We start from the raw sequence: 13845 nt of genomic DNA on the forward strand, positions 1-13845 counted from the left end.
TGTTTTATGAGCTCACTTCAGCATACACACTTCCCTATAGGTCAACTTGCCGGATTAGCCCCGTTAATTTGATAAAACGTTCCACCAAAATCACGCATTTTCACGTATATACAGGCATCTCGCCATCAATCTCACAGTTTCGTGAATTGATAAATTCTTCGAATCAACAAATATAATTAAGTATTAAACATCTCTTTATTAGAATAAATCAGAAGAAAAACATACTACAATTATTTGATCAACTGGTCAGTTTTTAGAATTATTTATCAGTAGGTAAACTTATTTTACCCAAATATATTAATATTTTGAATTGATATATTTGAAAGATTCAGATGTTTTATACCTAAAATAATATATTTTGCATTCTATTCACACATCGAGAGTTCGTCAATGATTCAACCAGTAGATGTGTTGATACTACTTTCTTCTGTGAATCCAAAGATCATTTATATTGCCTTTCAGTGCATCCCTCATACGTTTAGATGGTTTACTACTACTATTACTCTAGGGGAGATAATATGTTTAGAGATAATCACGTTGAAGAGGCAAGAGTTATTGAAGGGGGTGACGCGCCATATAGCACGACGACCCCATACTCTATTTCATCGGGTGACACTTTTGAGGGAACGCTGAGTTTTTCTGGCGATAAAGACGCAATTAAACTCGAGGTACAGGCTGGAGTAACTTACACAATTTCAATGGAAGGCATCGGAAGTGGGGGCGTTTCCGATACATACCTTTACCTTTACGATTCCAACACAAACGAAATCGCGACAGACGATGATGGCGGCAGCGGACGCAACTCCGAAATCACCTTCACCGCAACATCCAGCGGCACTTACTACATCGGTGCAGCATCCTATCAGGACCGTTACACCGGAGACTACAGACTCTCCGTTGACGCAGACGGCGGCCCAACTGACCCACCGACTGATCCAAACGCATTTACCAACGACCAGATTGCAAGCCAGCTGACCGATGGGTACTGGAACAACTCAGGTCGTGGCCGTCGTGCGTTTGACGTGAGCCCGGGCGAGTCTCTCACCGTCAACCTCAATGGTCTGAACTCTTCTGGCCGTGAGCTTGCAACCAAAGCTCTGGAAGCCTGGACAAAAGTCACCGGTATCGACTTCCAGACTGTCAACTCCGGCGCTCAGATCACATTTGACGACAACGACAGCGGCGCTTACGCAAACTCGACAACACGCGGCAGCACCATCGTTTCTTCAACCGTGAATGTGAGCACTGACTGGGTTGCGCGTTATGGCACCGGCCTGGACGGTTATGCTTTCCAGACCTACGTGCACGAAATCGGTCACGCTCTCGGTCTGGGTCATGCTGGCAACTACAACGGCAGCGCGACTTACGGCGTGGACAACCACTACTCCAACGATTCCTGGCAGGGCACAATCATGTCCTACTTCGATCAGGTGGAGAACACCAACGTAGACGCTAGCCGTGCCTACGTCGTCACGCCAATGATTGCAGACATCCTTGCTATGCAGGACCTGTACGGCACAGCAACCGACCTGCGCACTGGGTCCACCGTTTACGGTGAAAACTCCACCGCTGGCGGTTACTATGACGACATTGCAGACCTGAACCCAGCCACGTTCACCATCATGGACAATGGCGGCAACGACAGCATCAACTTCAGCTCTGTCCGCGCTGACCAGAAAATCTCTTTGGTGGCAGAGACTTACTCTGACGTGAACGGCCTGACCGGCAACATGACCATCATGCGTGATACCGTTATCGAGAATGCTTATTCTGGCTCAGGTAATGATGAGCTGATTGGGAACGATGCCGACAACGGTCTCTATGCCAATGCTGGTAACGATACTCTCGAAGGTGGTCTCGGTGATGACACCCTTTCCGGTGGTTCTGGTCGTGATACCTTCGTGTTCAACATCAACTGCGGTGCAGACACGATCGTTGACTTCTCCAATGGCCTTGACTTTATGAGATTTGAAAGCGGTGCAGACAGCTTTGCAGACCTTACGATTCAAGACACTGGTGCAGACACACTCGTCAGCTACGACGGTGGTTCCATCACCCTTTCAGGTGTTGATTCCAGCCTCATCAATGCAGACGATTTCACGTTTGTATAAGAGGTAGAAAAATGTGCGACCTGCCGCAATGGCAGGTTGCATAATTATTTAATCAAATCATAAGTTTGCGGTATTTCCCTCATTTTCAATGCATGAGCAAAATTAAGCGTCTTACCCCTTTCAAATAGTGTGCGATTTACATACTATGGAGACCACAATTTTTGTTGGGGCATAACCACGAGTTTTGTAGCGTAACAGGCGTCCTATCGTTCGTTGGGAGGACGTGCCGCGCACTGAAGTTTGGGGCCAGGTGGTTTCGGGAGTATCTATGAGTACATCGAAGAGTGGGCAGCCAAAGCGCCCTATGGTGGCTGAGGCGTTTGCGGCGTCTCGGTCCGGGTATGCGGGCGTTGGGGTCTTGAGTCTGGTCATCAACCTGTTGATGCTGACGGGTCCGATGTTCATGCTGCAGATCTATGATCGCGTGCTCGCCAGCCACAGCGTGCCAACACTGGTGATCATCGCCAGTTTTGCCGGTATCCTTTATCTGTTCTTCGCCCTGCTGGAAGGCATCCGTGCCCGTGGCCTGTCGCGTATTTCTCAGGAAATTGACGCCCGCCTGTCGCGCACCGCGTTCCTTGCCAACCTGCGCGTACCACTGCGCATGGGCAACAGCGGCAAAAACGTAGACCCGATCCGCGATCTGGAAACCATGCGCCAGTTCTGGGGTGGTCAGGGTCCAGCCGCGCTCTTTGATATTCCATGGATGCCTATTTATCTGGGTCTGGTGTTCGTGCTGCATTTCTGGCTCGGCATGCTGGCACTGGCTGGCGCAGTCATCATCCTCTCTCTGGTCCTTGCCAACGAGTTCATGAGCCGCGATCCCTCCAGGGAGCTGGCCTCACAAAACGCACAGCGCAGCAACACCCGCTCCGGTGCTCGCCGCAATGCGGAAGTGGTGCGCGCCCTTGGCATGAGTTCCACACTCACCAACAAGTGGGATGAAACCAACGCCCGCTTTTATGATGCCCAGACCAAGGCAGGCGACCGTGCCTCCTTGTTCGCCACTGCCATCAAAGCCTTCCGCTTTCTGCTCGGCTCTGCCGTTCTGGCAGTGGGTGCATGGCTTGCGATCCTTCAGGAAGTCTCCCCTGGTGTTATGATCGCAGCTTCCATCATCACCTCCCGTGCTCTGTCTCCTGTGGAGCAGGCTGTTGGCCAGTGGCGCGTGTTCATCGCAGCCCGTCAGGCCCGCACCCGTTTGGAGAAATCGCTGGAAGGTCTGGATGAGACCCCGCCAGAAACCGAACTGCCACTGCCAAGCAAGACCCTCAATGTACAGCAGATCGCAACAGCCCCTCCCGGTGCTCGCGCAGTCACACTGGCTGGCGTCAACTTTGAGCTTAAAGCAGGCGATGGCATGGGCATTATCGGCCCGTCTGGATCTGGCAAAACCAGTCTGGTCCGTGCACTTGTGGGCGTTTGGCCAATCTTGCGCGGTGCCGTTCGTCTGGATGGCGCTGAGCTGGGCCAGTGGTCGGAAGATCGTCTGGGCACAGCAGTTGGCTACCTGCCGCAGGATGTGGAACTGTTTGACGGCACCATTGCCGAAAACATATCCCGCTTTGCGCCAGAACGCGATGACGAGAAGATTTTGGAAGCCGCCCAGCTTGCCAACGTACATGAGCTGGTCACCAGTCTGGCTGACGGTTATGACACGCAGGTTGGCGAAGGCGGGGCACTGCTTTCTGCCGGACAGCGCCAGCGTGTGGGTCTGGCTCGTGCGCTTTATGACAGCCCGTTCCTGATCGTGCTCGATGAGCCCAACTCCAATCTGGATTCAGAAGGCGAAGCTGCGTTAACCCGCGCTATCAAGCTGATGCGTGAGACCGGCAGCATTGTCATTGTCGTTGCCCACCGTCCAAGCGCGATCTCAGCTGTTGATCTGTTGCTTGTTGTGAAGGATGGCCAGCAGGCCGCCTTTGGCCCGAAAGACGAAGTCCTGCCAAAAATCAGCGCCCCTGCTGGTGTGCCAGCACCCGGTGCAAAACCGGCCCCCGGCGCACAACCAGCCCCAGCTGCTGCAAAAACAGGACCATTGAGCGTGGTGCCACATGCCTGAGCAAACAACCCTTTCCACCATTCAGACCTCTCGTAAGAAACACATGCGCTGGGGCCTCGTCCTTGTGGGTGTTCTTGTGCTCGGCCTTGGCGGCTGGTCCTCCGTTGCCAAGATCAACAGCGCAGTGATCACCTCCGGCTCCATCGCTGTCGATGGACAGGCCAAGAAGGTGCAGCATCAGGAAGGCGGCATTGTTGGCGAAATCCTTGTCAAAGACGGCGATGAAGTCAAAGCCGGTGACGTGCTGTTCCGTTTAGATGAAACGGTAGTGAAAGCCAATCTGGCCATCACCCGCAAGCGTCTTCATCAGATGCAGGCGCAGGAAGCCCGCCTTTCTGCCGAATGGCGCAATGACGCTCAGGTCACCTTCCCGGAAGTTCTGGTTGAGCTGGCAAAGACCGACAAGATTGCCGCCACCGCTCTGGACGGTGAGCAAGCCCTGTTTGCTGCCCGTCAGCAAGGCATCAAGGGCCGCAAGAAGCAGCTTGGCGAGCAGATTGCTCAGCTGGAGCAGCAGATTGAAGGTCTGCAGGTGCAGCGCGATGCTAAAGCTGAAAGCATTGATCTTGTCACGCAGCAACTCGCCGACTTTGCTTCTCTTTTGGAAAAGCGCCTGATCAACGCCTCTCAGGTCACCGCCATCAAGCGGGAACGGGCCGAGCTGGTTGGTGATCGTGGCGGGCTGATCTCTCAGGTCGCCCAGACCAAGGAAGCCATCAGCGAAAAGCGCGTGCAGATCCTGCAGCTGGACGAAGAGTTTTTGGAAAAAGTTCTGTCTGACCTGCAAAACATCCGCTCGCAGATTGCCGAGCTGGAAGAGCAGGAAGTGGCTGCGCAGGACCGCCTCAAGCGCATTGACATCCGCGCGCCACAATCTGGTTATGTGCATCAGCTCAACGTTCACACTGTTGGCGGCGTGATCGCACCGGGTGACACGCTCATGCTGGTGGTGCCGGAAGACAGTGATCTGGTGATTGAAAGCCGTGTTCAACCGGTCGATGTGGATCAGCTGCAAGTGGGACAGGACGCTTATGTGCGCCTTGCTGCTTTCGACCAACGCACCACACCAGAGCTGGGCGCAGCCGTGCTCAATGTCTCCCCGGATCTGACCCGTGATGAAGTCACCGGCGAGCCGTTCTATCTGGCACGCCTGAAGATCCTGGAAAGCGAAATGCCAAAGCTGAACGGCCAGACCCTCGTCCCCGGCATGCCCGTCGAAGGCTTCATCCAAACCGGCGAACGCACCGTCCTCTCCTACTTCATAAAACCAATGCAAGACCAAATCGCCCATGCACTGAAAGAGAAGTAAGGAACCCCTTACTTCCTCGGAAGGCGGCTTCATTGATTTTTGAGGTCGTGAGGACTAGAATATGCACCGGAGTGGAAAGGGAGCTTACGCCCCCTTCCCTTTTCTTATTTGAAAGAGACTCGGAGTTGCATTAGCCAGCTGTTCCGAGTCTTTTTCATTTTAAGCGTGAGTGAAATGGGGAATAACCTCATCCCATCACCTCCGGTTTAAAGGCATGGCTGTTGCCTCAGTCGGATAAGCCTATCTTGTCCGATGCATTGGCTGGCACAACACAGCTGCTTTCGCCCTCAAAGAGCTTCCAGCTTAGCATCGAACATTGCGAACTTTATCTCCCTGATTTTGGGGGTTATTTCCAATCGCCTAGTAATTGAGAAACATTTAGAGTTTCGCCTGAGGGAAAGGAAGTGGCACTCAAAATTGAGTTCTATTTCTTGAGCTCACATTTAACTCTATTATTTTTGCGGAGACACTCAGATTTTCTCTGCTTGGCAGTGACGATTTTAAAACCCTTAACTCGCTCACCAAAAGCCTGCTCTAGAGCTTTTTTAAGTTTATTCTGCCAGCTCTTCTGAAAAGACGTGCCGTACCCACCATGTGGGATTACTGTAATAGTGCCGGGGGCAAAACTTCCCGCAAATGTAGCATCACCAATAGTGAGCGTGCGAGTTCTATTAGCAAACCTGCCATAAGATTCGAAAAGCGCATAACGACCTCTGCGAGGCTCCGCCGCAGGTCGCATTATGTAATACTCACCTTCATATTCAAATGAGACACCGAACCCCCTAAAATACAGTTTACTTGGATCAGAGGTTTTTTTTCGGGTGCAATCTTCGAAAAACTTACCACCCTCAATACGACAAAATGTATCATTCATTATAAGATCGGTATCGGCATAGCGCCAAATAACATAGCTATTTTTCTTTTCTAATGGAAAAGCATCAAGAGCAAATTTGTAACTCGTAACAGTGCCACATGCACCTAGTAGCAAGGCTACTAATCCAATAGCGAACCATTTCCGCATGCCATTCTCCTTTTAACTTTAAGCTAAAAGGCACATAACTAACAAATTCGACTCAATCAACAAAACCCAAACGCTTAACACAACTTACTCAATACAATTCCAATATACACATATCATAAATTGATATTTATTATACTTCTACTTATAGTACTTAAAATTAATCTATCCTATACAGCTTACAAAAGCATAAAATTTAGAAAACACTGACACCAACACAACTGAGATCTATCTTCATAACGATTATTAGATGCTCAATGAAGGTCGATGATCGTCAAGCAAAACGGTGCGACTTACTTTTTTAGTACAAAAAAAAGCGGCTCTAGGAGTCGCTTTTTCTGTTCTTGTGAAGGCCCTCGCAAACTCGCGAGAGCCTTCTTTTTGCTTAAACGAGCATTTCGCTTGGGCTGCTGAGGTCCAGGCCGATGACGAGTGGGTCATGGTCGGACGCGCCGTACTGGTCGTCAGTGTAGAAACCAGCGTCGGTGAAGCGGCTGTCGTAGCTGAGCAGGTCTGGCTCATCAGCATTGATGTGCCACTCAGCAAGGCCGGTCACCTGATCAGCAAGGCTGTCGGATGCCAGAGCATGGTCCAGAGAACCGCGCTGACCATCAAACACGAAGCTGTACGCTTCATCGCCCAGGTACTGAGACAGAAGATCGGTCATGTCGCCGCCCTCTACCAGTTCCTGTACGGAGTCGCCTTTGCCGTAGGTGTTCAAGTCACCGATCACGAGGATGTCCGGATCAAGACCTGCACCTGCATATTCCGTTCTCAGCCACTCATGCAGCTCTTTTGCTGCATCTTCACGTGCCTGAGCCCAGAAGGCCTGCCCATCGCCCTGATCGTAGTTTGGATCAGCGATCAAGGCATCCAGATCTGCCTGTACCTGGTCAACATCAGCTGCCGGAATGGTACCTGCATCCAGTTTACCCTGAATGTCTTCCACCAGATCGCTCAGGCCGCTTGGACCCTTGGACTTGTAGTGGTTAACCGCGAGGGTAAAGCGCTCGCCGTTTGCATCCTCAAAAGTGGTTGCAACGGTTGGGCGGTTACGCTGGAAGTCACCTACATATGAACGATCAGCAAAGTCCTGCAGACGATCCGCAATCGCGTATGTCGCATCCGCACTTGTTTCCTGATAGGTGTAGGTTTCTGTCTCAATGACAGTCAGCTTGCCTGGACGGTAGATCATACCGGTGGTGATGGCATCAGACCCAATCGGAGCCCCGTCAGTCGGGTTCACGAAGGTGTAAAGCTCATCAGTCCGGCCCTGAGCGGTCAGTTCCGCATTCAGTGCATCAACAAGAGCGCTGATTGCAGAGGCATCATCAAAGCCGTTGTTCTCCAGTTCCTGAAGACCAAAGACATCCGCATCGATATCAAGCATTGCCTTGACGATCTTGTCGGTCTGACGGGCAAGATCTGCCTCAGAGCTCGCACCGCGCTGACCAAGACTGGTGAAGTAGTTCAGCACGTTGAAGCTGGACACTTTCAGATCACCGCCCACATCAGCAGGCTGGTCAGGACGGGCACCGGAGTTGGTGCTTTCATCGATGGAAATCTGGCCGTCAACGATCAGAGTATGACCATCAAAGCCTTCGGTGAGAATGCCTTCGATCGGCGCGTCGATCTCTGTGCCAAGACGCAGAGTTGCCCCTTCAGAGAAGTCATCACCACTATCCAGATACCCATTGCCATTGTCGCCGTTTTCTTCGGTAACTGGCACGTAGGTGAACTCGTCAGGGTTCTGCTCAGAAGAACCATCATCGATAAGGATGCGGTTGTTCTGGTTCATTTCCTGATGTTCGATGATCTGGTCAAGCTCATCCTGCGGATCGTACAGATGGGTTGCCTGATACTGGGCGCCAGCGGAAACTGTTATCTGACCGTAGCGGTCAAAATTGAAGTTTTCGATGACTGTCAGGGCATCGTCTGTACCGGAGCCAACGCTGACGCGCATGCCTTCCAGAGCTTCCAGGTTCTGCTGGCTTGTTGGAGACAGAAGTACCTGCATGTATTCTGGCAGATCATTGCCGGAAGACAGGATGCTCAAATCACCAATGTTTGTCAGCTGTGTCTGGCCACCAAACTCTGCAACAGTACCACCGAAGGACACTTCATCACCAACTGCAACGGTTGGAGCCGCGCCGGTGTAAACGAAGATACCTTCTGAGGTAGCGGAGTTGCCGTCGCTGTCAGTTGTTTCTTCCTGCAGATAGAAACCACTGCTGGTCACACTTGTTACAAGCGCGCTGACGTAAACGAACTCACCAACCATGCCGGATTCTGCACCGTCACCCTGAATGGTGGAGATGAGCGTAGGCGCGGTATCGTCGTTCACAACAGTGCTGGTTACGCTCTTGGTTGTGATCTTGCCACCCGTTGGGTTGCTCAAGGTCACAGACAGGGCTTCGCTCAGCTCGGTTGTTTCATCGCCAGTGATGTTGACTGTGATGGTCTTGGTGGTTTCGCCAGCTGCAAACTCGATGCTGCCAGATGGCAGAGTGCCACCGAAGTCAGCTGCATCAACATCGCCGCCAACAGCAAAGTCAACAGTGCCAGCCTCAGACAGATCACCATCACGGGTCACTGTGAACTCGAAGGAGGTTACGCCGCTGTCGCCTTCAGCTTTGGAGTCAGCTTCTGCTGCAATAGCGTAGGTTGTGGACGTACCGCCGCCACCTGTGGTGTCGCCTTCCAGCTGCAGGTTCTGCAGAACGAATGCTTCATTACTGCCGTTTGCAGAGCCTTCAACGATGATGGTCAGCTCGGAGCCTGAACCTTCCAGATCAGCAACAAGTGTTTGCAGCTGGTTGGTAAGAACAAGGCCAGAGTTGGTTTCAACCATTGGATCATTCAGATCAACAACCTTACCGCTGGCAAGAGTGTAAGACTGAGCACCGTCATTGTCAGAGGTGAAGGCGAACAAAGTTTGCTCTTCGCCACCATCAATGGAGTAGCGGATGGAGATGGTGTCATCAGACTCGAAGTCACCCATTGCACCAGCATCCAGAGACAGGCTGATATTGCTGTAATCTGAGATGTCGAAGCGCCAGGTCGCGACCAGTGGGTCGCCATTAGGATTATCGTCGTTGACGGTATCGGTCAGACCGAAGAACTCACCAGTGTTGGAGACTTCATCGATAACGCCGATTGCATCATTCTCGAAGCTGCCATTGGTGGAATCGACCAGCGAGAACGGAGCGTCGGCAGCGGTGTACTTGCCAAAGCCGTCTGCAGGACTGGTGAAGTCTGGTGCAGTGCTGGTGTACTCGATCAGACGATCATTCTGTGAGTCCACCATGTCAAACGCGAAGGTTTCGCGCACAACAGCCGGGTTGCCCAGGATCTTCAGGTTTTGCAACGCAAACGCTTCAGAACTTCCGTCTGACTTGCCTTCAACGCTGATGGTCAGCTCAGAGCCAGTGCCTTCCAGATCAGACACGAGGGTCTGCAGCTGGTTGGTCAGCACAACGCCTGCGTCTGCATCAGTGAGCGGATCATCCAGATCAACAGTCTTGCCGCTGGCGAGGGTGTAGGTCTGTGCACCGTCATTGTCAGAGGTGAAGGAGTACAGAACCTGCTCTTCACCACCATCAATGGAGTAGCGGATCACAAAGGTGTCTGTGCCTTCAAAATCACCCATTGCACCAAGATCAAGGGAAAGACCCAGATCTTTGTAGCCTGCAATGTCGAAGGTCCAAGACGCTGTCAGTTCACCATCATTGTCATTGTTGATGCTGTCGGTTACGCCGAAGAACTCACCAGAGTTGGTGGCTTCATCGATGATACCCAGAACGTCATTCTCAAAGCCGCCATTGGTGGAATCGACCAGTGAGAACGGCGCGCTGTCTGCAGTGAACTTGCCGAAGCCATCAGCAACGCTGGAGAAATCAGGCGCAGTGTTGGTGAAGCTCACCAGGCCCTGATTTTGAGAGTCGACCATGTCGAACGCGATTACGTCACGCACAACTTCGTTTTCGTCTTCAACAGTGACGGCAACACTCTGCGTGTCGGTGCCGCCATCAGCGTCGGTGACAGTGACTTCAACCTGATAAACGTTGTCGCCATCAGCATCTGCTGGGGCTTCAAAATCAGGTGCTGTCTTGAAGCTCAGCTGACCGGTTTCAGCGTCGATTTCAAACAGCTCTGCATCAGTACCAGAAACGGAATAGGACAGATCTGTGTTGTCTACGTCGGTTGCAGATGCAGTCGCCACCTCAGTGGTGTTTTCTGCAACGGAAACGTCAGAAGCGACAGATAGAACCGGAGCCTGATTGGAACCAGTCACGGTCACAGTAACGGTGACGTCTTTGGTGCTGCCATTGCCGTCGGTGACTGTGTAAGTAAAGGTATCTTCTGCAGTCTCGCCTTCACGCAGGCTGTCAAAAACATTGCCTGGGTTGTAGGAGACCTGACCGTTCTCAAGAGAGACGGTTGCGCCAGAAGCGCTGCTTGCGGAAACTTCAGTGATTGTCAGCGTGTCGCCGTCATAATCCTTGTCGTTTTCCAGCAGAGTGGCAGCCTCAATCACAAGACCCTCATCGCCGGATGCAACAGCATCTTCACCAGCGCGGATCTCGTTGTTGCGACCATCCAAATAGTAAGTGTAGTCATCAGCTGCGAAGTGAACTGCCTCGACATTCATCAAGGTGTCTTTTTCAGAGCCGTCATTTGCAATGACTTTGGTCTTTGGATTCCACCAGCCACCACGCTGCTGGAATGAATAGTCATCGATTGAGCCTTCATAAACGGCTGTATCGAAACCACGACCACCATTGATGCTGTCATTGCCTGCACCACCATGGATGACATCGTCGCCACCAGCTGCGCTGATGCGATCGTTGCCTTCGCCAGCAAAGATAAGGTCATTGCCCTTACCTGCCCGGATCCAGTCATTTCCAGCATATGTGGAGATGGTATCGTTACCGTTGAAACCCCAGACCCAATCAATACCGTCGGTACCCGTGATGACGTCATCCCACCACGTGCCAAAGTTTACGCTGATCGAGTAGAAGTTAAATCGAGGAAAGAAATTGAACATGTATCAACCCCGTTACAGTTCATCTTATCCGAGTCCGTCACTCTCCTCCCAGTTTTGAGCCGGGAGCCAAGACGAACGATTATTTTTTGCTAGATGCCCGAAAGATTTTCTGGAGCATGCATCGACAGTTTTCTCGATGTGGAGGGTGACGTAAAGGACGTATTGATCAATTTTTCACTTTTCGCATATTATTTCGAATAATATTTTCTTTTGTGAATTTTTTTTCAACTTCGCGTTGCATATCAATGTCAAGGCGACAGGAAGTTACCCAGTGCTGTGCATAACTCGGGATGCTTTTAAACACAGTTTGGCTCCTGCGCGACTCATATTTCACAAAGGCGCACTGCGAATCCATAGATACAATTAAAATTTAATTATCAAAATCACGATTTTTGCGGGTTCATGGCGAGGGGCAGGCACCTGCTTGAGCAAAATCATACCAATTCTATATTTTATCTCATTTAGAGTATCATTTTCTAACTTGACTTATCTTTGTAGTATGTAGTTTCTTATATTCAATCTTTTCAGCAAACTAGGCGAATTTAGAGTGTGTTCGCCATAACAAAAATCTGATGAGACGGAATAAAGGGACGGGGCAAGCATGTGTAATTTGATCGATAAAATCAGAAAATCAGTGATCGGTGAAGACGCAGCCATTGCCACGGCATTTGGTCGTAAGCCATTGGTTTATGCGGATTACACAGCCTCAGGTCGTTCGCTGAGCATGATTGAGGATTACATCCGCGATCACGTTCTGCCTTACTATGCCAACACCCATACAGAGACCTCCTACACAGGTGCACAAACCACAGCGCTGCGCGAGCAGGCCCGTCAGCAGATCCGTTCGTCAGTTAACGCCACCGACGATCATTCCGTGATCTTTTGCGGCTCCGGTGCAACCTCCGCGATCCATAAACTGATCGATATTCTCAACCTGAAACTGCCTGCAGACCTGAGCGCACGCTACAAGTTTGAACAGCAGATACCGGCGAAAGAACGCCCCGTCGTCTTCATCGGCCCTTATGAACATCATTCCAACGAACTGCCATGGCGCGAGAGCATCGCGGACGTGGTTTCCATTCCCCTTTGCGAAGGCGGTCAGGTCTGTCTGGATGATCTTGAGAAACAGCTGATCAAATACGCAGATCGGCCCCTCAAGATTGGCAGCTTCTCGGCGGCCTCAAATGTCACCGGCGTCAAAACCGACGTCGACGCCGTCGCCCGCCTGCTTCATAAGCACGGCGCGCTCTCCTTTTGGGACTACGCCGCGGCGGCTCCATATGTAGGCATTGATATGGCTGGTGCTCAGGATGAACACGGCGACTGCGCCAAAGACGCTATCTTCCTGTCACCACACAAATTTGTCGGCGGACCGGGCACACCGGGCGTTTTGATCGTCAACGACGCAATTCTAAAGAACCGAGTGCCAGCAATGCCGGGCGGCGGCACCGTCATGTACGTAACACCGGAAGACCATCGTTATGTGGCTGACGCAGAACGCCGCGAAGAAGGTGGTACACCAGCTATCATTGAATCTGTGCGGGCGGGACTGGTGTTTAAGCTTCAGCAAGCCGTTGGTACCGATGAGATTGAACGTCGGGAAGAGAGCTTTGTCTCCAGAGCTGTGGCACGTTGGTCAAACTGCGAGAACATCGAGATACTCGGCAACACTGCGGCGCCACGCCTGTCTATCACCTCGCTGAAGATCACCCATAAAGGCAAAGACCTGCACTACAGCTTCATTGTGGCGCTGCTCAACGACCTGTTCGGCATTCAGGCTCGTGGTGGTTGCTCCTGCGCAGGTCCATACGGTCACACCTTGCTTGGCATGGACATGCACTACAGCAAAGCACTGGAGGAGCAACTGGTGGAAGGACACATGATCCTGCGTCCGGGTTGGATCCGCCTCAACTTCAACTACTTTATTGATGAAGACACCTTCGAATATCTGGTGCGGGCTATTGAGTTGGTTGCGGAGCATGGCTGGAAGTTGCTGCCATTCTATCGCTTCGACCAAAACGGCGCTGTCTGGCGCTACCAAAACCGAAAAACAGAACTCGCAGCATCTCTCGAAACACTCGATTTCAACGCACTGCCAGAAGCCGCAGAAAAATCAGAGCGCCCTTCTCTGGCTGAGACAATGAAAGCAGCTGAAGCCGAACTTCTGCGTAACCACAGCACTGAGGAACGCTACAACGTCATTCAGCCGCAAAAAGTAGAAGAACTCCGCTGGTTCGTCCGCCCACAAGACGTTGCCGTCGCATAAGAGTAAGTCAAGGCGGCGGAGACAACCCGTCG

Annotated in this window: 6 protein-coding genes; 4 read left to right on the top strand and 2 right to left on the bottom strand. The window is 51.7% G+C overall.

What is annotated here, in order from left to right; genetic code table 11:
- Window positions 1-518 precede the first annotated feature (518 nt).
- The 3 genes from PsAD5_RS16655 to PsAD5_RS16665 all read left to right on the top strand — a co-directional run bounded on the left by PsAD5_RS16655 (window position 519) and on the right by PsAD5_RS16665 (window position 5482).
- Window positions 519-2111, top strand: coding sequence for a M10 family metallopeptidase C-terminal domain-containing protein (locus PsAD5_RS16655; protein WP_063292889.1), 1593 nt, complete (start codon window positions 519-521; stop codon window positions 2109-2111).
- A gap of 268 nt (window positions 2112-2379) precedes the next feature.
- The gene (locus PsAD5_RS16660; protein WP_063292890.1) at window positions 2380-4173 is read left to right on the top strand and encodes a type I secretion system permease/ATPase; all 1794 of its coding nucleotides are present in this window, start codon (window positions 2380-2382) and stop codon (window positions 4171-4173) included.
- Window positions 4166-5482, top strand: a complete 1317-nt coding sequence (locus tag PsAD5_RS16665) for an HlyD family type I secretion periplasmic adaptor subunit (protein ID WP_063292891.1) — start codon at window positions 4166-4168, stop codon at window positions 5480-5482. Before PsAD5_RS16660 ends, PsAD5_RS16665 begins: the two co-directional genes overlap by 8 nt.
- 424 nt (window positions 5483-5906) lie before the next feature.
- Here PsAD5_RS16665 and PsAD5_RS16670 read toward each other — a convergent pair whose 3' ends face one another.
- Together PsAD5_RS16670 and PsAD5_RS16675 are read right to left on the bottom strand one after the other, a co-directional pair.
- The gene (locus PsAD5_RS16670; protein WP_063292892.1) at window positions 5907-6503 is read right to left on the bottom strand and encodes a hypothetical protein; all 597 of its coding nucleotides are present in this window, start codon (window positions 6501-6503) and stop codon (window positions 5907-5909) included.
- A 382-nt stretch (window positions 6504-6885) separates the two neighbouring features.
- Window positions 6886-11547, bottom strand: coding sequence for an ExeM/NucH family extracellular endonuclease (locus PsAD5_RS16675; RefSeq protein WP_063292893.1), 4662 nt, complete (start codon window positions 11545-11547; stop codon window positions 6886-6888).
- A 601-nt stretch (window positions 11548-12148) separates the two neighbouring features.
- On the opposite strand from PsAD5_RS16675, the gene PsAD5_RS16680 reads away from it, so the two are divergent.
- Window positions 12149-13813, top strand: coding sequence for an aminotransferase class V-fold PLP-dependent enzyme (locus PsAD5_RS16680; protein ID WP_063292894.1), 1665 nt, complete (start codon window positions 12149-12151; stop codon window positions 13811-13813).
- The last annotated feature ends 32 nt before the right edge of the window (window positions 13814-13845 follow it).

The sequence above is a fragment of the Pseudovibrio sp. Ad5 genome, from assembly GCF_001623095.1.
Taxonomy (GTDB): domain Bacteria; phylum Pseudomonadota; class Alphaproteobacteria; order Rhizobiales; family Stappiaceae; genus Pseudovibrio.